Annotated in this window: 17 protein-coding genes; 4 read left to right on the top strand and 13 right to left on the bottom strand. The window is 59.2% G+C overall.

Annotation, left to right across the window (positions count from 1 at the left end; translation table 11 throughout):
• Positions 1-85 precede the first annotated feature (85 nt).
• From ACR0AI_RS13410 to ACR0AI_RS13350, 13 genes are all read right to left on the bottom strand, one after another.
• Positions 86-2,503: an aerobic carbon-monoxide dehydrogenase large subunit gene (locus tag ACR0AI_RS13410; protein WP_480674695.1), complete on the bottom strand. Its 2,418-nt coding sequence runs from the start codon at positions 2,501-2,503 to the stop codon at positions 86-88.
• Positions 2,500-2,994, bottom strand: coding sequence for a (2Fe-2S)-binding protein (locus ACR0AI_RS13405; protein WP_480674693.1), 495 nt, complete (start codon positions 2,992-2,994; stop codon positions 2,500-2,502). Before ACR0AI_RS13405 ends, ACR0AI_RS13410 begins: the two co-directional genes overlap by 4 nt.
• A gap of 12 nt (positions 2,995-3,006) precedes the next feature.
• A complete protein-coding gene (locus tag ACR0AI_RS13400) occupies positions 3,007-3,840 on the bottom strand; it encodes an FAD binding domain-containing protein (RefSeq protein WP_480674691.1) in 834 nt (277 codons plus the stop codon).
• A 139-nt stretch (positions 3,841-3,979) separates the two neighbouring features.
• Positions 3,980-5,077 carry an MHYT domain-containing protein gene (locus ACR0AI_RS13395; protein ID WP_480674689.1) on the bottom strand — a complete coding sequence of 366 codons (1,098 nt, stop codon included), beginning with the start codon at positions 5,075-5,077 and terminating at the stop codon, positions 3,980-3,982.
• Between the two features lie 138 nt (positions 5,078-5,215).
• A complete protein-coding gene (locus tag ACR0AI_RS13390; RefSeq protein ID WP_480674687.1) occupies positions 5,216-6,307 on the bottom strand; it encodes a ferritin-like domain-containing protein in 1,092 nt (363 codons plus the stop codon).
• Positions 6,304-8,208: a GMC family oxidoreductase gene (locus ACR0AI_RS13385; RefSeq protein ID WP_480674685.1), complete on the bottom strand. Its 1,905-nt coding sequence runs from the start codon at positions 8,206-8,208 to the stop codon at positions 6,304-6,306. The genes ACR0AI_RS13390 and ACR0AI_RS13385 overlap by 4 nt, the downstream gene beginning before the upstream one ends.
• Positions 8,205-8,681 (bottom strand): hypothetical protein, encoded by a 477-nt coding sequence (locus ACR0AI_RS13380; RefSeq protein ID WP_480674683.1) that lies wholly within the window; start codon positions 8,679-8,681, stop codon positions 8,205-8,207. Before ACR0AI_RS13380 ends, ACR0AI_RS13385 begins: the two co-directional genes overlap by 4 nt.
• Positions 8,668-9,609, bottom strand: coding sequence for a hypothetical protein (locus ACR0AI_RS13375; RefSeq protein WP_170641324.1), 942 nt, complete (start codon positions 9,607-9,609; stop codon positions 8,668-8,670). The genes ACR0AI_RS13380 and ACR0AI_RS13375 overlap by 14 nt, the downstream gene beginning before the upstream one ends.
• Before the next feature lie 57 nt (positions 9,610-9,666).
• Positions 9,667-13,002 carry an adenylate/guanylate cyclase domain-containing protein gene (locus ACR0AI_RS13370; RefSeq protein ID WP_480674680.1) on the bottom strand — a complete coding sequence of 1,112 codons (3,336 nt, stop codon included), beginning with the start codon at positions 13,000-13,002 and terminating at the stop codon, positions 9,667-9,669.
• A 159-nt stretch (positions 13,003-13,161) separates the two neighbouring features.
• On the bottom strand, positions 13,162-13,515 hold the full coding sequence (locus ACR0AI_RS13365; protein WP_170556057.1) for an antibiotic biosynthesis monooxygenase: 354 nt from the start codon (positions 13,513-13,515) through the stop codon (positions 13,162-13,164).
• Positions 13,516-13,772: 257 nt separating this feature from the next.
• Positions 13,773-15,233 carry a xylulokinase gene (gene xylB, locus ACR0AI_RS13360; protein WP_480674678.1) on the bottom strand — a complete coding sequence of 487 codons (1,461 nt, stop codon included), beginning with the start codon at positions 15,231-15,233 and terminating at the stop codon, positions 13,773-13,775.
• A 71-nt stretch (positions 15,234-15,304) separates the two neighbouring features.
• On the bottom strand, positions 15,305-15,511 hold the full coding sequence (locus tag ACR0AI_RS13355) for a hypothetical protein (protein ID WP_480674676.1): 207 nt from the start codon (positions 15,509-15,511) through the stop codon (positions 15,305-15,307).
• A 75-nt stretch (positions 15,512-15,586) separates the two neighbouring features.
• Positions 15,587-16,216: a response regulator transcription factor gene (locus tag ACR0AI_RS13350; RefSeq protein WP_247748029.1), complete on the bottom strand. Its 630-nt coding sequence runs from the start codon at positions 16,214-16,216 to the stop codon at positions 15,587-15,589.
• A 219-nt stretch (positions 16,217-16,435) separates the two neighbouring features.
• Between ACR0AI_RS13350 and ACR0AI_RS13345 the strand changes: the two genes are divergently transcribed.
• From ACR0AI_RS13345 to ACR0AI_RS13330, 4 genes are read left to right on the top strand one after another with little or no spacing between them, the layout of a single operon-like run.
• Positions 16,436-17,677, top strand: coding sequence for an aminotransferase class V-fold PLP-dependent enzyme (locus ACR0AI_RS13345; RefSeq protein WP_170667684.1), 1,242 nt, complete (start codon positions 16,436-16,438; stop codon positions 17,675-17,677).
• 28 nt (positions 17,678-17,705) lie between these two features.
• Positions 17,706-18,902 carry a malate--CoA ligase subunit beta gene (locus ACR0AI_RS13340; protein WP_170661481.1) on the top strand — a complete coding sequence of 399 codons (1,197 nt, stop codon included), beginning with the start codon at positions 17,706-17,708 and terminating at the stop codon, positions 18,900-18,902.
• The gene (gene sucD / locus ACR0AI_RS13335) at positions 18,902-19,789 is read left to right on the top strand and encodes a succinate--CoA ligase subunit alpha (RefSeq protein ID WP_170380404.1); all 888 of its coding nucleotides are present in this window, start codon (positions 18,902-18,904) and stop codon (positions 19,787-19,789) included. Before ACR0AI_RS13340 ends, sucD begins: the two co-directional genes overlap by 1 nt.
• Positions 19,789-20,760 carry a 2-hydroxyacid dehydrogenase gene (locus ACR0AI_RS13330; RefSeq protein WP_480674673.1) on the top strand — a complete coding sequence of 324 codons (972 nt, stop codon included), beginning with the start codon at positions 19,789-19,791 and terminating at the stop codon, positions 20,758-20,760. The genes sucD and ACR0AI_RS13330 overlap by 1 nt, the downstream gene beginning before the upstream one ends.
• Positions 20,761-20,948 lie beyond the last annotated feature (188 nt).

The raw sequence follows: 20,948 nt of genomic DNA, 5'->3' as shown, positions 1-20,948 counted from the left end.
ATCTGGCTAAAAATATCCCGGGGGAGGTTCGGAGGGGGCTGGCCCCCTCCGTTCGGTCGGATCGGTCAAGCCGATCCGAACCCAATCACCCATGCATCCCCAACCCATTGGCGATCTTCCAGATCCGCCAGTGGTCATGCGGCATATGGCTTTGCAACAACCCAAAGGGACGGAACGCATCATGCACCGCATTCGAGAAACAGGGCACGCCTCCCACATTCGGGCTTTCCCCAACCCCCTTCGCGCCAATCGGATGGTGCGGGGAGGGGGTCACCGTGTAGTCGGTGATATAGTTCGGTGTCTCCCACGAGGTTGGCAGGAAGAAGTCCATTAGCGTGCCGGTTTTCACATTGCCCATCTCATCATAGGCAATCTCCTGCCCCATTGCGATGGCCAAGGCCTCGGTCACACCACCATGGACCTGCCCGTCAATGATCATCGGGTTGATCCGGGTGCCACAATCATCCAGCGCATAGAACTTTCGCACGTCCCACTCACCGGTATCCACGTCGATCTCCATGACGCAGATATAGGCCCCGAACGGGTAGGTCATGTTCGGAGGGTCGTAGTAGCTGACCGCCTCCAGACCGGGTTCCAGTCCCGGAATCGCCTGATTGTAGGCGGCAAAGGCGATTTCCTTCATGGTCTTGAACCGCTCGGGCGCGCCTTTGACCGAGAACCGATCAACGTCCCATTCGACATCGTCGTCGTGGACCTCAAGCAGATAAGCCGCGATCATCTGCGCCTTGGCACGGATTTTGCGCGCGGCCATTGCCGTTGCAGCCCCCGCGACAGGCGTGGACCGAGACCCATAAGTCCCTAGACCGTACGGTGCCGTGTCGGTGTCTCCTTCCTCCAGAGTGATATCATCAGCGGGCAGGCCGATCTCACTGGCGATGATCTGTGCAAAAGTCGTGGCGTGGCCCTGACCCTGTGAGATCGTCCCTAACCGCGCGATGGCAGAACCAGTCGGGTGGATGCGGATCTCGCAACTGTCGAACATACCAAGCCCAAGGATATCGCAGTTCTTTACTGGCCCCGCGCCTACGATCTCGGTGAAATGCGTCAGACCAATGCCCAGCAGTTTGCGGGTCTTGCCAGCCTTGAAATCCTCAACCCGCTGCGCCTGTTCTGCCCGCAGACCTTCGTAATCGACAGCCTTCAATGCCTTGTCCCAAGCGGTATGGTAATCGCCCGAGTCATACTCCCAGCCCAGAGCCGACTGGTACGGGAACTGATCGGCCTTGATGAAGTTTATCCGGCGCAGCTCGGCGGCGTCCATGTTCAGCTTGATGGCCAGAACCTCGATCATCCGTTCGATGAAATAGGCCGCCTCGGTCACGCGGAAGGAGCAGCGATAGGCCACTCCGCCCGGAGCCTTGTTGGTATAGACACCATCCACGGCCAGATAGGCGGTGGGGATGTCATAGGACCCGGTGCAAATGTTCATGAACCCGGCAGGGAACTTGGTCGGGTCGGCACAAGCGTCAAAGCCACCGTGATCCGCCGTGGTGTGGCACCAGAGACCAGTGATCTTGCCATCCTTTGTGGCGGCAATTTTGCCCTGCATCCAGTAGTCACGGGCAAAGGCGGTGGACATCAGGTTCTCCATCCGGTCCTCGACCCATTTCACCGGCTTGCCGGTGACAATCGAGGCAACGACCGAGCAGACATAACCTGCATAAGCCCCAACCTTGTTGCCGAACCCGCCACCGATATCAGGGCTGATCACTCGGATATTGTGCTCGGCAATACCGGAGATCAGTGAGACAACCGTCCGGATCGCGTGAGGAGCCTGAAACGTACCATACAGCGTTAATTTTCCGGTCACCTTGTCCATGCTGGCCACAGACCCGCAGGTCTCCAGCGGGCAAGGATGGGTGCGGTGGTAGTAGACCATCTCTTCCGCCACCACGTCGGCTTCGGCCAGAATGGCTTCGGTCGCGTCCTTGTCGCCCTGTTCCCAAGTGAAAATGTGGTTGTGATGTTTGCGTGGTCCGTGCGCACCTTCGGTCTGACCTTCAAGGTCTTCGCGCAGGACCACATCGGATTTCAGCGCCTCAAACGGATCGGTCAGAACAGGTAGTTCTTCGTATTCGACATCGATCAGTTCGACGGCATCAGCGGCGATATAGCGGTCTTCGGCGACCACAAAGGCGACTTCCTGGCCTTGGAACAGCACCTTGCCGTCGGCCAGAACCATCTGCTTGTCACCGGCAAGCGTCGGCATCCAATGCAGGCCCAGCGGAGCCAGATCCTCGGCGGTCAGAACAGCGATCACGCCGGGCATCGCCAAGGCGGCCTCTTTGTTGACGCTGACAACGCGGGCATGCGCGTAGGGAGAGCGCACGAAGTCGCCGAACAGCATGCCGTCCAGCTTGATGTCATCGACATAGTTGCCCTTGCCTTGGGTAAAGCGCACGTCCTCGACGCGTTTGCGCGAGCTGCCCATCCCTTTGAGATTGGCGGCGCGTTCTTCGGGGGTCAGAGTTTGGTCGTTCATTCCGCAGCCTCCTTCTGAGCGTTCAGCATGTCAGCCGAGGCCGAGATCGCCTTGACGATGTTCTGGTAGCCGGTGCAGCGGCAGAGGTTCCCAGCCATGCCGAAACGGATATCCTCCTCAGAGGGGTTTGGATTTTCCTGCAGCAAGCGATGCGCGCGGGTGATCATCCCCGGCGTGCAGAAGCCGCATTGCAACCCGTGATGTTCGCGGAACATTTGCTGCAAAACGCCAAGGCTGCCATCGTCATTGGTGAGGCCTTCGACGGTGGTGATATCGGCGCCATTCACCTGCGCCACAAAAGTCGTGCAGGATTTGACGGATTTGCCATCGATATCCACGGTGCAGGCCCCGCAATGGCTGGTCTCGCAACCAATATGAGGACCGGTGATTTTCAGATCTTCCCGCAGGAAGTGGATCAGCAGCGTGCGCGGCTCGGCCAGACCTTCGACCTCTTTGCCGTTCACGGTGAGTTTGACGTGCATTTTCGACATTTTATCCTCCCCTCAACCCGCGCGGCTTTGCGCGCGGTCGATGGCGCGGCGCAGCATCACGCCCGCCACATGTTTCTTGAATTCGACGGGTCCGCGATTGTCGGCCACAGGCTCAATGGCATCCAGCATGGCAGCAACACAGCCGTTCACATCGCCATTGGCCAACGCAGCGCTGGCGCTTTCGGACCAGATTGGGGTGTCCGCAAGGTTGGTCATTGCAACCGAGGCCGTGCCGTTTCCGAACATAACAGCGGCGGCGGCCGTCGCATAATCCCCGATCTTGCGCTTTTGCTTCTCATACGCCTGACCAACACCAGCCCCCGGCACAGGGATCGAAATCCGGGTCAGGATTTCCTCATCCTCGCGCGCGGTGAAATAGGCGGCCTCGTAAAACCCACGCGCGGCGACACTGCGCGACCCATCGGGACCGGACAGTTCAAACGTCGCGTTCAGGCACTGCATCAAACCCGGCATGTCGTTCCCTGGGTCGCCATTGGCGACATTGCCACCGACGGTGCCCATATAACGGACCTGAGGGTCGGCGATCTGCAACGCCGCCTCGCGGATCAGCGGAATGGCAGTGGCGAGACCGTCATGGGTGATCAACTCATGCTGCGTCACCATGGCGCCTAGGGTCACGGTATCGGACCCGACCTCAATGCCCTTGAGTTCGTCGATGGCCTGAAGATCGACAAGATGGCCCATCTCGGCCATGCGCAGCTTCATCATCGGGATCAGGCTGTGCCCGCCCGCGATCACGCGCGCTTCGTCTCCGTGTTCTTGTAAAATGCCGATGGCCGAGGCGATGTCGCCTGGCCGGTGATACTCAAAACCGGCTGGTATCATGTTTTTCCTCCCTGGGTCCAAGCGGTATACCTTGGGGTACCTTCAATCAGGAAAGAGGGGTGCGCTCAGCGGTTCCAGCCGTATGGAACGGGGCGCGCAGCTTGTTTCACGAAATGCGAATGAGCTGCACGAGTTGCGATCAAAGGCCCAAAGCGTCGCGGATATCTGACAGGCGAGATCGGCTGACGGGTACTTTACTGAGAGCCTCGACAGAGTCGAAATAACATGTCCCGTTGTCCTTATGCCTCTCGAAGCTTGAAACATGTTTGGGGTTCACCAGATAACTTCGATGGGCGCGCAGGAAGCCATCGGGCTGTAGGCGCGTCTCGGCCTCGGTGATGGACCAGGGGCAGAACAGCTTCTCAGAATCGATATAGAGGATGGTGTAGTGCCCCTCGGCCCGGATGGCGGCAATTTGGGCGGGTTCGGCAAAGAAGGTCTGGCCTTCGCGTTCAAACGGCACCCCGGCGCGTAGGGTCGGGGTCGGTTCTGGTTGAGGCGCGGGTGTGGGGGCCGCTGCGGATTCAGGCTTGGGTTCGATGAAGGTGATCCCGGTCAGCAGGAAGGCCCCACAGATCAGGAAGACTGCAACCGTGACGCCCATCGCCAGAATCTGGTTGTCCAGCGCAGGCCCGGCAGCGCCAGCGGTTTCGGTGGCCACGAAATCCGTAAGACCGGTTGCGATGAAATGCATGGAAAACACGGCAATGCCGAAACAGGCCGTGCCCAGCAGGATGTTCCGATGGGTTCGGCTGTCGTAAGCCACCCAGATCGCCAGAACCGACAGAACAACCGAGGCCGCGGTCGACAAGACGATGTCGAACAAGCTGTAGACGGGCCGGCACAGCTGCATCCCGGCCATGCCGACATAGTGCATGACAACGATGCCAAGCCCCACGATCACGCCCGCGCCAATGATGGTCGGCGGGGTTCTGGGACGGAAATGCAAAAGCAGCAGCGCCAGTCCCACCATAAGGATGGCAACCAGCGCCGAGATCAGCGTCACCAGCGCGTCGTAATAAAACAGGATCGGCAGTTGCAGGCCCAGCATGGCAACGAAATGCATGGACCAGATACCACCACCCAGTATCACGGCTGCGAGGGCGACGATGAATTTACGCCGTTGATTGTCCAGTTTCGACGCGCCATGCGTCAGGTAAAGACCAGTAAAGCCGGCCATCAGCGCCACGGCCAACGAGGCCGCCACGAGCCACGCATTGTGCGAATAGTCCAACATTGAGATGCCGCGCCCTCCCCAGCGCGACCATGACGTTAGCAAACTGAAATTCTCCGCACAATCTTTGTTGGACTTAGCGGAAGACACCTATTTCGACTGAGGTGCATAAACGGGTCTCACCGGTTTTTAGGCTACAGGTCAGCCCCGCTTTTTCGGCGCAAGGTAGGTCCATGTCGGCCCGGCTGTCTCGTCCGATCCGTCCGGCAATGGGATGCGCATCAGTTTTTGCGCCAGCGACTTGATCGAATACATCGTTGGAACAAGGTCGCGCAAAGCGGATTTATCCTCGTTGAAGGCGATGTGCAGACCGTCCAGCAAACCGGACCACGCGGCGTTGAACTCGGCCGAAATCGCGGCGATTTCGGGGGCGGACTTGTAGTTCTCCTCGCTGGGGTCGTCTTTCATGGGCGAGACCGCGCTCCAGTCAACGATCAGGTCACCCCCGGTGGGCGGATCACCGGCCAGATCGTCCGGGTGATAATAGCGGCTGTGCAGGATTTCGTTGAACTTGAAGAAATGCGCAACGTCCTCATGACCGGCTGGCCCCGGAATGGTGTCTCCGTCACCAGCTTTGCCACCCAGATCTGCGCCTTCACCTTCTTCCATGATCTTTTGGATGGCATCAAAAGCCGCTTTGCGACGTTGCGCGGGGGAGCCGGTGATTTCGACAACTTCACCGCCCGCGCCGAAATAGTCGTCATTGGAGATCTGACGCGCGGGGTCGCCGATGAAGATCTCTTTGTCCCCGAACTCCTTACACGCTTCTTCCAGCAGCTTCCTGACATAGGCGTAGAATCCGCCGATGGTGGAATAGTGCCCCCTCAATGCCTTGCGGAGGTCTTTCGGCGCGGTTTCGATCTTGCGGAAGCTTTTGACCTGTTTGGGCGAGAATTTACGCAGACGCACCTCTGGCCCGGCCCCGTTCAAAAGCTCTGTCGGGTATTTCGGCAGCAAGTTGGGATTGTTCAGCTGAGGCGTACCCCCGATCGCGTTCATCACATTCGCCGCAAGAACCATATGCAGCATCTCTTCGACCATGACCTGACGGATCACCTCGATCGGCTCGGCGTTGACGATAGTCGGCTCGGACCGGTCGTATTGCCCCTGCTCCAGGATCGAATAGCAGGCCGTCGCGTAAGGCGGGATTGTCGAAAGCTCTAGCATCAAAGCGTCTTGCAGATGTTTGCAGAGATTTTTGCGCGCGGCGTCCAGTTTCTTTTTCGAACTCATTTCGCACCCCCTTTCCGAACGGCCTTCTGGATGGCTCTGGCGGCCCTGAAGGCCATGGCAGACATCGTCAGCGTTGGGTTGGACGTGGCAATCGTCGGCATCGAGCCTGCGCCCACCAGCCACAGATTGTCGTGGTCCCATGCGCGCATCTCGTCATTGGTGACCGAGTTGTGCCTGTCTGTTCCAATCCTGTGCGTACCGACCAGATGGCCTGCACCGAAGAAGGTGTAACCCTTTCCATCATAGGTCAAATACCCCGCGTCCGATGGGCTGTAGGAGGTATGGTTCTTGATACCCAGCCGCTGGAAAATCTGCGCGCAGGTGTCATTGGCTGCGGCCAGCCCGGCGCGGGAATAGTCGTCCAGATCATAGCTGATCACCGGGCGGTATTCGCCCATGGGCGTGCGGTAGGCTGGGTCGATGGTCACGCGGTTAGTAGCTCTGGGCAGTTGCTCGACCATCGTGCCAATTCGGACCTGCCGCTGGACATCGTGATAGAGCTTGTCGCGCAGGGCGGTGCCATAGAGGTTGTCCTGCTCGACCAGCCGCGCCACGTCAGAGTTCGGAGAGCCAGCGGCAAAGTTCCAGCCCCAATTACCGATCTCCAACCGAAAGGCCGCGTTCTTGTTCCTAAAGTTTCCGTCCCGGAAATTGGCGTAGCTCGAGGTCGATCCGGGCCCGCGAAACGGGCCAACCGGCTCTGGCGCGGCACCCCATGTCATCATGTAGGGGTGGTCCATCAGGTTGCGGCCCAGCTCGTCACTGCTGGTGCAAATCCCCGAGGCCAGCGCCAGAGTGACGTTTTCCACCGCACCGCCAGCCAGCACATATTGCTTACCTCTGGCCCGGCGCAGTTCGTACTGAGGCACACCGGGGAACGGGTATTTCTTGTAAACGATACCAGATACACGCCCGCTCTCAGCCAGTTCCACCTTTGAGGCGATGGCCTGCGTGATCGTCTCCATCTGATGCTTGGCTTCGTGCTTGGCATCCTCGAGCGTTTTCATCGCGTTGTATTTGGCCTGGATCGGGCAGATCGGAATGCAGCTTGAGTTTCCCTCGCATCGCTGACCCATATAGGCGAATGGTCCGGTCGCGCCGCGCGGGCGGAATTGCTGCCTGCGCTTGTCGCCAACCTGAATGCCTTTGGCAGTCCTTGGCTTGCGCGGGGTCGAGTTCCGGCCCTGCGGCGTGCGCGAGACTTTCAGTTGAACCGTGCTGGTCGCATCCTCACCGATTTCGATAGGCATCCCGTCTGCCTTGGCAAAGAAGCCATCCACATAGGACGACGGGATCGAATGCATCGGGTAGTCGTATTCCTTGTCGAAATACCCGATATTGTCGTGCCGTCCTGACGTGCGAATACCCAGTGCCTTGGGCGTCTGTTCGTCGGCGTCGGCCGAGACACCGATCTCCCACTCGGCGCGCTCATAGTCTGCGCGCAGGTCCTGATAGCCAAAGGGCCAGTCAACGCCTTTGCCAAAGCGGCTTTGCATCTCGAAATCCGCAGGCATCATACGCAGGCTTGTGCCCAGCCAATGTAACGAGGTTCCGCCAAAGGCCATCAGGTAGTTGCTGCCAAAGGGCAAGGGGCCGCGTTGCACGAAGTACCCGTTGGTGTCCGGTTCGGTGCCTCGTACTGCGGTGATGTCCAGCACCGAAGGTGAGGGCAGGGTTGGTAGGTTCGGATAGGGAGAGTTCGGCGTCTTGGCCAGCGACAGATAGTACTGATCAAGGTAGGAGCGATACGTCTCCCACGTCTTGCCATGGTCTTCTCCGGCTTCGAGGATTAGAACCGAATGACCGGCCGAGACCAGCTCCTTTGCCAGAATGCCCCCGGCAAACCCGGCCCCCACGATGACCACATCATAGGTCCGATCGTCATCTGCAATTGCGCTCATTTGCCTGCCCCCCGCTGTTTTGGAGGTTCAAGGCCCCATGCGCCAAAGCCCTGTTGCTTGGCCCCTTGGGGATGAGCTCCGATGGCGTCCCAGACCAGCCCTTCCTTGTAGGACCTGGTCGAGATGATCTTGACCACATCAAACCGCGACGCGCCGTAGCTTTCGCGCCATTCCTGTGAAAGCGGCACCCATTGGCCGGTGTACCAAAGCTGAATCAGCGTGCGCGACAGTGGGCCGAGGCATTTGTCCGACAGATAAGTCTGACGCATGATCCGGTCGTCGTCCTGCTTGCCCAGCTTGTCGGAATGGGACAGGAACTCCTTGAGGATTTCGGCGGGCAACACTTGCCGGAACTGATGCCAGTATTCGCCTGCGCATCCGGTGCCTTGCAGCTCGGCGCTGCTATATCCGGTCAGGGCGGCGCTGACGGTCAGAAAGGCTTGAAACTCGGGGGTGTCATCATGCGTCTTCATGGCGATCCCCATCAATTGCGTCCACATAGAAGCCACGAGGCTCAAAGCAGGCGGGCGGGCTTTCAAAGACCTGCACGGCCACTGGCGTCAAATCGGTGAACAGCGTGCGCATGTCGCGGGTCATCGGGAAATCGTTGTTGCCCAGTTTCAGCTTGAAGCTTTTTGCGATGCGTTTGCCCTCTTTCGTGGTCAGCATCGCGGTTTCAAACAGGCCCGAGATGGTCCAGCGAGTCCAAACAGTGCGTCCAAGCCCGGTAGCGAACTCAGGGATCGGAGTGCAGTTGGTCAGAGTCCAGTGATCGCCCTTGAGTTTGCCCAGATCGGCCGTCAGATCATAGACGATGGTTTGCGGATCGTCGGGATTGACCAGTTGGATCCACCATTTCTTAGGCGAAATCGGTGGGTGCCCCTTCATCTTGGCATTCAGCGAAGGAACCTTGTAGTTGAACTGGCCCAGAAACTTGGGTTCTCCGAACGCTTGGCGTCCGGCCTTGACGGCCATGGCGTTGTCGGCGGCCACATGAACCCGTAGATGGCCAATGGTTTTCGTCTGATCGCGGCCGTGAAGATACTCGGTCAGGGACATCTTCGGCACGCCCGGCACCCGGTTCTTGGGATAGGCAAGTAGGTTGAACTCGACCTCGTTCACGAAGCCCAGCGAGTTGTCATAGTGCGCGGTATAGCGTTGGAAGTTCAGCAGGATGACTGCCTTGTTCTCGCCGTCTTCATCAGGAAATTCGGCGACGCAAAGGCCGGTGCCTTTCACAAACTGGCGGGCAACTTCGACCGAGGTGTACCAATACATCCATTGGCATTGCAGCGAGGCATAATAGAAGGGGAACGTGTCAAACTGTTTTGGCAGTTTCGGCATGACGCCGGTGACATCCGTCTGATGGCACGGGTCGCTTTTGGCTTTTTTCTTTGTCATTTGGCTGTGATCTCCCCCACTGGCTGTGACAATTCTACTTGCTCAAATTCCGCCCGATCATGCCTCCGGCTGTTTTGTTTTTAGGGTTTTCAAAATGGCTTTTACCTCGACCAGCGCGGGTGCTTTGGTCTTGTCAGCGGTCACGGCTTTCGAGATCTCACCAAGGCAGTTTGGCGAGGTCTCAAGCTCGGCCAATTCCCGAATGACATGCAAAAGCGGGCCGTAATGGCCAAGCTGCAACGCCACCATGGCAGCGTCTTTAAGGTGGTCGATCCCGGCGCTGTCGTCCCCGTGGGCCATGGCCAACCGACCGCGCAGGCAGGTCAGCCCGACGCCCCAGAATTTCTCACCGCTGTCGTTGGCGAAGGCTTCGGCTTCGTCCAACAGCTCCTCGGCCAGTTCCAGTTTGCCGTGCAGAATAGCCGCATCCGCGTAGAGGCACAGGAAGAAGCTCAGACCAAGGCGGCAGCCGGTATCACGCCATTCGCGCAGGCCCAGGGCGATCTCTTCCAAGGCCTTTTCACCATCCGTGCTTCGGCGCACCCAGCCATTCATGACCCGCGCCCAACCGCGCCAGAACTGGAACGAATATTCCTCGGACAGGGCGATCAAAATGGCCGAACTGTCCTGCACCGTCGCCTCATCGCCCCGGAAATGGGAAATCCATCCCAGGAAAGCATTGGCGAAAGATTGGCTGAACGGGTGCGCGGTTTCTTCGGCATGGACCAGCGCTGCCTTGATCGCTGTCAGGGCGCTGGCTTCGTCGCCAGACAACCAGTAGGAAAGCGCGCGATAACCCTGCAGAGCCACAGCAAGGTCAACCACATCGAAATCGAGGCCCATGAAGCGATGTTCGATGGACAGATTAACCTCAAGGCCGGCCTCAAGATGTTTCAACGCGTCCTTGGGGTGGCCCAGATAGGTCTGAAGCGATCCCATTGAGCGTTCGGCTGAGACAATGGTCAGCGGGCTCGATAAATCCTGACAGAGCGAGACCAGTCGGTCTGCATTCTGTTTCGAGATCTCATATTCCCCGCCCAGCATGGTCGAGCGGAACTGTCCGTAGACCACTTTGAACAACCGCTCTGTTTCGCCATATTCGCGGCACAGGGACTGCGCCCGCGCATAGGCCGACAAAACCGATTTATGCGCATAGCCCCGGACGAAGGCCAGAGGCACGGCGATCATGATCTGCATGTCGATCTCACGCCGGTCGCGTTCCTGCGATTGCGGCATTTCCTGCAAGCATTCCAATGCATGTTGCAAATGAGTGATCGCCTCGACGTTCGCCGAGTGGTCCAATGCCTGCCGGGCAGCGGTCATCAGTTTGCCCTCGGCGGCGGGATAATTGCCGGCGCGCCAATAGTGATGCCCCAGAATTTCAGGCTCGCGCGCGACGGTTTCGGCGTATTTCTCCTCAAGAACCGCAGCGATTTGGCCGTGCCATCGTGAGGCTGTTGAGCGCAGCATGGATTGATAGGCCGCATCCTGCACCAGCGCATGGCGGAACCGGTAGGCATCTGCCGTACCCGGCTGGCCTGCGGGCACGATCAGTTCGGTTTCAAGCAGCTGGTTCAGCGCTTCGGTGATGTCGTTTTCGGTCCAGTCCAAAACCTCGGAAAGCAGCTTGCGCTCAAAGTTTCGACCGATTGCTGCGGCGACCTGAACGATCTCGCGGCTGGCCGACAAACGGTCTAATCTGGCCATCAGCGAATCCTGCAGCGATTCCGGGATCGCCATGGACAACTCAGCCTGACTCTGGCCGCGGTTGACCAAAAGGCCGGATTCCATCGCCATCTTGGTCAACTCTTCGACGAATAGCGGTACGCCGTCGGTGCGGTCGGCCAATTGACTGAGAACTTCCGGCGACGGCCGCACGCCCGAGATGCTTTCAACCAGTTTATAGATGTCACGGCGCACAAGCCGATTGAGCTCCAGACTGGTGACATGGGATTGGTTGCGCCATGGCGATTGGAACTCGGTCCGAGCGGTCATCAGGATCAGGCAGCGGCGGTTCGACACCTGTTCGATCCAGCCGTTGACAAATTCCAGCGTCGAGGCGTCGAACCAATGCACATCATCGAGCAGCAGCAATAGCGGCTGGTGCTGTTCCAGCCCCGCGCACAATTGCAAAAGCGCCTCGATCAACGCACCCTTCTCCCGCTCGGGGCCCATCGGCGCGACCAGAGAGGTGCTGTCTTCCAGCCCCATCAGGCGCAGGATAGGCGCGGCGCAGGTTTCGGCATCAAGGTTCAGATCGGTCAGAAACCGGGTGACTTTATCCCGGCTTTCCTCAGGGCGCGCGTTGGGCAGCATGCCCGTCAGCGTCGTCAGCGCATTCTTGATCGGGAAAAACGCGCTGCTTTGATGCAACGGCGATCCGAATAGGGTAAACTGGGTGGAGTTCTCGCTGGTTAGCTTGTCTTTCAAGCCAAAAGCGATCTTGGATTTGCCGACACCCGCGTCACCAGTCAGCAGCAGAACCTGCCCCTCTCCGTCCAGCGCGCCGTCCCATCTGGACTGGACCAGAGCGATTTCAGCTGTGCGCCCGATGGTCGGTGTCTTGTCGTGCGCGAAGTCTTTGCGCCCAGTTTCAAAACCGGAAATCTTCGGCCCGACCACATAGAGCAGCAACGGTGTGCTGACACCTGCCAAGGGCGGGCTGCCGATCGAGGTGAAATCCAGACGCTCTCCGATCAACCTGCGTGTCACTTCCGAGACCACAACCTGACCCACATCCGCAGCAGCCTGAATACGCGCCGCAACGTTCGGTGTATCGCCAAACAGCCAGACCTTTTCAGAACTTGATGTGCCGGCCGCCGTGCCCACCACCACAGGTCCGGTATGGATCCCGATCCGCACATTTGTCGAAACCGACTTGTCCGTTAGCCCCGCATTCCCGTCACGCGTCGCGCCCGCAATCTCAAGCGCGCAAAGAGCGGCGGAATAGTGGCTGAGTTCCTGCGCGGTGGGATAGCCGAAGATGGCGACCACACCGTCTCCGGCATAATTGGCAATCTCGCCGCCGAATTTGGTGACGGTCCGGCCAACCAGCTCGCGGTATTGCGTGATCAGTTCGCGGTAATCCTCGGGGTCGAGTCTTTCGGACAGGGCCGTTGAACCCACCAGATCGCAGAACATGACGGTCAGTTGGCGACGTTCGGCCACGTCTTCTGGTGCGTCCTTGGGAGAGGGCAAAGGGGCAGCCGGTGGGGGACTGTCCTGACTCAGCAGAGCAGCCCCGCAAGCGGTGCAGAACTTTGCGTGCGCCATCGCTGACGCGCCGCAGGACCCACAGGCTAGGGTCAGTGCATTGCCGCAGCCGTGGCAAAAGTTGGACCCGGCAGGATTGGCCGCGCCGCATTCGCTGCAATTGACATTCGGACGTCCCAAAATGGCTGCCCCTGAGCGCTGAAATTGCGCCGAATATGAAACAAAGAAACAATTTCGCGTTCTTTAGTATCACAAAATCTACAATTCGTCGCCCATGAATTGTGCGCGGGTTTTGCACGCCCGCAAAGGGTTACTCACCGGAGCCGGTTCGCACGGTGGTTAAGACCCCGCCTGCGGGCGCAGAAATCCTCCAATTCTGTCGATGTTTTCGACCAGAAAGAACGGGCTGTCAGAGCCCGGTATGGGCTGAAAAAGCTGCCCGTGGTCTTTTTTGAATGCGGTAAAGATCGGGCCGTTCACATGGGCTAGAAAAGCTTTGAAGTCCTTGTAGATTTCGATGAATACGACGGTGCCCTCACTGGACGGCGGCGCCGAATTTTCGCCGCCCGTGTGGATGAGGTAGCCCCAGGTGTCCTCTTCCTGCTTCACGTCTTGGGCCAGTTGCTTCAGGGCTGCAATCCCTTCGGCCTCCTGTTTGGGTTTCAAATACCAGGTCGCGATTATGCTATACATATCGATGGTCCTTTCTGGGGGCAGGTCTGCGTCCGATCCGTGATCAGCTCTGCCCAGACGGGTCAAATTGATTGATCTTTGTGGCGCGGCGGCCCTCGGGAAATGAGGGTTCAATATGCCGAAAGAAAGCATGCAACAGGCTTGCCGGATGAGGGCCACGCAGCCTTTATGTTAGCATATTGTGCGCCGGGCTGGCAAAGCTCAGATGTTACCAGCGGGTGTGCTGTCCTGACTGTCACTGAGCCACGGCCCGAATATCAACCCCGCGAGGAGATTTGCCGCAGAGGTCCGTAGGCGGCTTTGAACTGCGCCTTGGCTGCCTCGTAATCTGCGGTTTTGCTGCTGTCGGGCAGAACGCATTCACCGATGCTAGGGGGCTTTAGGATGTCTTCCGGGGACGCGCCGGTTTCTGCGATCTGGGCAAGACGTGCGGCCCCCAGTGCTGCGCCGAACTCTCCATCTTTGGGCAACTCGATTGGGACGTTCAGAACGGTTGCGATCAGCTTGACCCAATAGTTCGATTTTGTACCGCCGCCGATGCCGATCAGCCGATCAATCCGCGCGCCAGTCTGCACCAGCGCGTCATACGAGTCGCTAAGGCCATAGGCGACCCCCTCAAGTACGGCGCAGGTCAGATCCCACTTGTCGGTGTCTTTTCCCAGCCCGGTAAAGCCGCCGCGAATGTTGGCGTCGTTGTGCGGGGTGCGCTCACCTGAGAGGTAAGGGTAGAACTGTACGCGCCCCGGCGCTCGCAGCTCCTCGCCCAATCCACGCGTTAGGTCGGCGGGTTTTTGGCCAGTGATTTGGCCCAGCCAGTTCAGGCTGTCGGTTGCAGACAGCATAACGCCCATCTGATACCAGCGATCGGGCACGGCATGGCAAAACGTGTGCAAAGCCGAGGCCGGATCGGGGTGATAGCCATCGCGCGCAGCCAGCAGCACCCCGGAGGTGCCAAGAGAAATGAACCCGTCCCCCTCATTCAGAGCACCCAAGCCACAGGCAGCTGCGGCGTTGTCTCCCGCGCCGCCTGCGACGGTGACGCTATTGCGTAGACCCCAACGGCTGGCAAGATCGGCGCGAAGAGTACCTGCGGGCTGACATCCTTCGACCAGGCGAGGCATCTGAGAGTCCGACATTTGTCCGGCGATCAACAACTCCTCGGACCACGCGCGGCGCGAGACGTCCAGCCAAGATGTGCCAGCGCTGTCCGACATGTCAGCGACGTAGTCGCCTGTCAGATAATAGTTCATATAGGCCGCAGGCAGCAGAACCTTCGCGATACGGGCGAAATTGTCCGGCTCATGTTCCTTGACCCAGAGTAGCTTGGGGGCCGTGAAGCCGGGGAAAACGATATTGCCCGAAATCTCGCGAATACCGGGCAGGGCGTCCAGATGCCGGGCCTCGGCATCCGCGCGCGTGTCATTCCACAGAATACAGGGCCGGATCACATCACCTTTGGAATCCAGCAGCGTTGCGCCATGCATGTGTCCCGCCACGCCAACGGCTCGCAGATCTGAAAATTCAGGATGGGCGTCCCGCAACGCGGCAACCGCCCCCTCTAGGGCCGCGATCCATTCGGCGGGGTCCTGTTCGCTCCAACCGGGATGCTTATGTTCCGACGAGCAGGAATGCTCTGCCGAGCCGAGCACACTGCCGTCCTCTGCCAAGAGCAGGGCGCGCAGCCCGGACGTTCCCAGATCAATGCCAAGGTAGCTCATACTGCGTCGCCTCTGAATTCACATATTTGCAAACGGTTTATTCTGTTTTTGAGGAGTCTGCAAAGCGCGGATCAGCCCCCGACATAGCTGCCGGTCTTTGGGCGATAGAAAATCTTCTGATCATGCAGCTTGCCCAGAAGATCATGCATCCGGCGGATGGTGTCTTCGTTGGTATCATTCGCCTCATTAGAATAAGAGGCCATCGCCTGTCGCAGGGCCTGTTCGATCAGTTCCATGTCCTCGATGGAGAGTTCGAACATGTCATTATATTGCGGCATTGGAGGTCCTCCGGCTGCGGGTGTGAACCCAAAGCATGCCCGGAAAATCCCGAGTTTACCAGATTACGGTCCGTATCAGTCCCTTTGCATCCGCGCTGCATAATATTGCGCAATGGCTTGGGTCCGGTTTTTGACGCCCAGCTTGTCGTAGATGTTCGACAGGTGGAACTTCACGGTGTTTGTCGAAATCTCGAGCTCTTTTGAAAGTTCGCGATTGGACATGCCCTGCGCCAGCGCCTCGAGGATGGTGCGTTCCTTGCGCGACAGGCTTTCGATCGGGTCCTGCTGCATTTTCCGGACGTCTATGAACGGAAACACCATCTTGCCCGCGGCCACTTTCTCGCAGGTGTCCAGAAGCCCTTCAACCTCGCCCGAGCGTGCGGCAAACCCGGCAGCCCCGGCCTGCATCGCAAGTCGCGGAACGTCGGCATTGGCATCGCCATAGACCACGAAGCGCGGCGCGCTGGCTTGGTCGCGCAGCACCTCGATCAGTTTTGCGGCGCCAAGGGCGGGCAATGTCCAGTCCACTACGCCGACCTGAACAGGCACCCGCATGACCGTGCCAAGGAATCCTTCGGCCGTGGCCGAAGTCGCGACCAATGAGAATCGCGGGTCGCGTTCAAAGATCTCTGACATCGCCGACAGGACCAGAGGGTTGCCGTCCGCCAGCATGACGTCGATGGGCTTTGATGGAGCTTCAGCCATATGAATTTGCCCTTAAAGCTAAAAAACTACCCAAATGGGTGGGTATGTTTTTAGTATACTATCGTATTTTTACACCTTTGGGTAGGTAATACCCCATCCTATTAGGCATGCTAAATCAGTAGTAAGTTACGTTGCGTGATCTGGCAAGACCACGTTTTCTACACGGCAACTCAACCAAACGGGCCGCTGAGCCTGAGAAACAGCCGAGGAAGCCGCACAATGACTTTCCAGATTTTCCCTCCGCTCGAAATCCCCGAGACCCTTGCAGCGGGTCCCGGACCCGGCAACACGGATGCCCGCGTGCTGCAAGCCTTTGCGGGGGCAGGGGTCGCCGATCACATGCAGGGCGACGTTCTGCGCGGAATGATCGAGTGTAAGCACATGCTGCGCGAAATCTGGGGTACGCAGAATGCCTATACCTTTGCCGTCGCCGGCACGGGTTGGAGCGCGCTGGACACTATGTTCTCGGCCGTCATGCCGGGCGACAAGGTTGTGGCTTTTGCCAACGGCACATTCTCGGGCATTGATGCGCTGACCCTGCGGATCAAGGCGGCGACGCCCGCCGAACACGCAGCCAATCCGCTTGACCCACAAGCTGCCAGCGTCACCGTGATCGAGGTTCCGCATGGCCAGTCTGTCACAGGAGAAATCGTCGAAGCAGTCCTGGCCGAGCACAAGCCCAAATGGGCGTTCATGGCCCACTGGGAAACCGGGTCCGGCCGGATCAACGACATTCGCGGTTTTTCGGACGCGTGTGAGCGTCACGGCGCGATGGGTCTGATCGACGCGGTGTCGTCGCTGGGCGTGGATGACTTTTCGATCGACGACTACCCCGGTATCGCAGGCTGGGCCTCTTGCCCGCAGAAAGGTCTGTGCTGCCTGCCGCTGACCTACGCTCCGGTTAGCTTCACAGATGCCTTCATCGACAGCCTCAAGACCAGCGGTGCCTACACCTATGTGCACAACCCGATTTTCGAGGCGCGCCATTGGGGTATCGTCGATGGCAAGGACGTCGAGAAAGGCACCTATCACCGGACGCATTCGGGCTATGCCGTGGCCGCCTTCCACGAGGCGCTGCGTCTGACATTGCAGGAAGGGCTTGCCAAGCGCGCAGCGTCTTACCGCATTCACGAACGCGTCCTGCGTGATGCCGTGGTCGAACTGGGGTGCGAGGTTACCTCGGACATGCCGAGCCTGATCGTTCTGAACCTGCCACCGGAGCTTGCCGGTCGCGAGATGGAATTGGTGCAGAACTGCCGTGCGCGCGGTTTTGGCATCTGGCCCACGCTCAGCGCGCCCGTGCAGGTGCGGATCGGTATCCTCAACCAGTTGAACCGGAAATCCGTCAGCCGGATCGTGCGCCTGTTTGCCGAGGCGATGCGCGAGTTGGGTGGGCAGATTGATCGGGACGCAATCGAAGCCCTGCTGGAAAGCCGCTACGGCACTTCGATGGCTGCTTAATTTCACTGCAAGAACGGGAGGATTGCAGATGGATATTCACGAATATCAGGCGAAAGAACTACTTTCGAATTTCGGTGTCGAAGTGCCGCCCGGTGCTTTGGCCTATAGCCCGGAACAGGCGGCCTATCGGGCGCGTGAACTGGGGGGCGACAAGTGGATCGTCAAAGCGCAGGTCCATGCAGGCGGGCGCGGCAAGGCCGGTGGGGTCAAGCTGTGCAACACCGAAAATGAGATCTACACAGCCTGTGATGACATGTTCGGCCGCAAGTTGGTCACGCATCAGACTGGTCCTGAAGGCAAAGGGATCTACCGCGTTTACGTGGAAGCTGCGGTACCGATTGATCGCGAAATCTATCTGGGTTTTGTGCTGGACCGCTCGAGCCAGCGTGTGATGATCGTTGCGTCCTCGGAAGGCGGGATGGAGATCGAAGATATCTCGGCCGAGCGCCCAGACAGCATCGTGCGTTCGATCGTTGAACCCGCAGTGGGTCTGCAAGAATTCCAGGCCCGTGAAATCGCGTTCCAACTGGGGCTGGAGCCGAAGCTGATCCAGCACATGGTCCGCACGCTGCAGGGCTGCTACGCCGCCTTCAGCGATCTGGATGCCACTATGGTCGAGATCAACCCACTGGTAATCACCGGAGACGACCGCGTTCTGGCGCTGGACGCGAAGATGAGCTTCGACGACAACGCCTTGTTCCGTCACCCGCAGATCGCCGAACTGCGCGACAAAAGCCAGGAAGACCCGCGCGAAAGCCGTGCCGGTGACCGGGGCCTGTCCTATGTTGGTCTCGACGGCAATATCGGCTGCATCGTGAACGGCGCCGGTCTTGCGATGGCGACCATGGACACGATCAAACTGGCTGGCGGAGAGCCTGCGAACTTCCTCGATATCGGTGGTGGCGCCTCGCCCGAGCGTGTGGCTAAAGCCTTCCGTCTGGTTCTTTCGGACGACAATGTGCAGGCCATTCTGGTGAACATCTTCGCGGGTATCAACCGTTGCGACTGGGTGGCCGAGGGCGTCGTACAGGCTTTGAAAGAGCTGGATATCGACATCCCTGTCGTCGTGCGCCTGGCCGGTACCAATGTGGAAGAGGGTCAGAAGATCCTCGCCAAGTCCGGTCTTCCGATCATCCGCGCCACCACTTTGATGGAGGCGGCCGAACGCGCCGTGGGCGCATGGCGCAACGACCTTACCCAAGGCACCAAGATGAGGGCTGTGTAATGAGCATTCTTCTCGATCGTAACTCGCGCGTGATCGTGCAGGGTATCACCGGCCGTATGGCGCGGTTCCACACGAAGGACATGCTGAACTACGGCACCAATGTCGTGGGCGGCGTGGTTCCAGGTAAAGGCGGTGAAACCGTCGAAGGCGTTCCGGTCTTCGACACCGTCAAACAGGCGGTTGAAGCCACTGGCGCGGATGCCAGCCTAGTGTTCGTTCCACCGCCCTTTGCGGCGGACTCGATCATGGAGGCCGCAGATGCCGGTATTCGCTATTGTGTCTGCATCACCGACGGTATTCCCGCGCAGGACATGATCCGCGTGAAGCGCTACATGTACCGCTACCCCAAGGAAAAGCGCATGGTTCTGACCGGGCCGAACTGCGCGGGCACCATCTCGCCTGGCAAAGCGCTGCTGGGGATCATGCCGGGGCATATCTATCTGCCGGGCAACGTGGGCATCATCGGTCGCTCGGGGACGCTGGGCTATGAGGCTGCCGCGCAGTTGAAAGAGCGCGGGATCGGTGTTTCGACCAGCGTTGGCATCGGCGGCGACCCGATCAACGGCTCGTCCTTCAAGGATATTCTCCAGCGTTTCGAAGAGGATGAAGACACCCACATCATCGCCATGATCGGTGAGATCGGAGGCCCTCAGGAGGCCGAAGCCGCCGAGTTCATCCGCGATCACATCACCAAGCCTGTGGTGGCCTACGTCGCGGGTCTGACCGCTCCGAAAGGCCGGACCATGGGTCATGCCGGTGCGATCATCTCGGCCTTCGGCGAAAGTGCCAGCGAGAAGGTTGAAATCCTGTCCGCCGCCGGTGTGACCGTGGCCGAAAACCCTGCCGTGATCGGCGAAACCATCGCCCGTGTGATGGAGGCCGCGTGATGGTCAAACCCTCGGTCCTTGTTACCCGTCGCTGGCCTGCCGCCGTCGAGGCGCAGCTGGCCGAGACCTACAACACCGTGCTGAATACCGGGGACAAACCCATGTCCCCGGCTGAAATCCGGCACGCGCTGAAATCCTATGATGCGGTCCTGCCGACCGTCACAGATACCCTTAGCTCCGAGGCTTTGGACGTTCCCGGTGCGCAGACGAAAATCCTGGCAAACTACGGCGTTGGCTACAGTCACATCTGCGAGCCCTCAGTGCGTGGGCTGGGCATGACCGTCACCAACACGCCGGACGTGCTGTCCGAATGCACCGCCGATATCGCAATGACCTTGCTGCTGATGGTGGCGCGCCGCGCTGGCGAAGGGGAACGCGAGCTGCGGGCCGGCAATTGGACCGGCTGGCGCCCCACGCATCTGATCGGCACCAAGGTAAGTGGCAAGGTGCTGGGCATCATCGGATATGGCCGCATCGGGCGGGAAATGGCCCGGCGTGCTCATCACGGTTTTGGCATGCAGATCGTTGTCTACAACCGCAGCAAAATCGCGACCGAGATTCTGGCCCAATGCAATGCCACTCAGGTCGAAACCGTGGATGATCTGCTGCCGCAATGCGATTTCGTCTCGCTCCATTGTCCCGGCGGCGCTGCAAACAAGCACCTGATCAACGCGCAACGTCTGGATCTGATGAAACCGGACGCATTCCTGATCAACACGGCTCGTGGCGAGGTGATTGACGAACGCGCCCTGATCCAATCCCTGACCTTCGACATGATCGGAGGCGCAGCGTTGGACGTGTTCGACGGAGAGCCTCGGATCAACCCCGACCTTTTGCAATGCGACAACCTTGTGATGCTGCCTCATCTTGGTAGTGCCACCCGTGAGGCGCGCGAGGCGATGGGGTTCCGTGTGCTGGACAACCTCAGCGACTTTTTCGAAGGCCGCGAACCGCGAGATCGCGTGATCTGACACTCGCGTATATCAATTTCCTGCTCTGGCCCCTCTGTAGGGCCGAGCTTCGGACCGCCTAGGAGGACTGCGTCATGAACGCCCCCAATCGTATCGACGGTTTTTTCACCCAGTCTTTGTCGGACCGTGATCCTGAGCTTTTCGGCTCGATCACATCCGAGCTGGGCCGTCAGCGCGACGAGATCGAG

Source organism: Ruegeria sp. BG3 (genome assembly GCF_056538485.1).
This window is presented reverse-complemented; position numbering and strand designations above follow the sequence as displayed.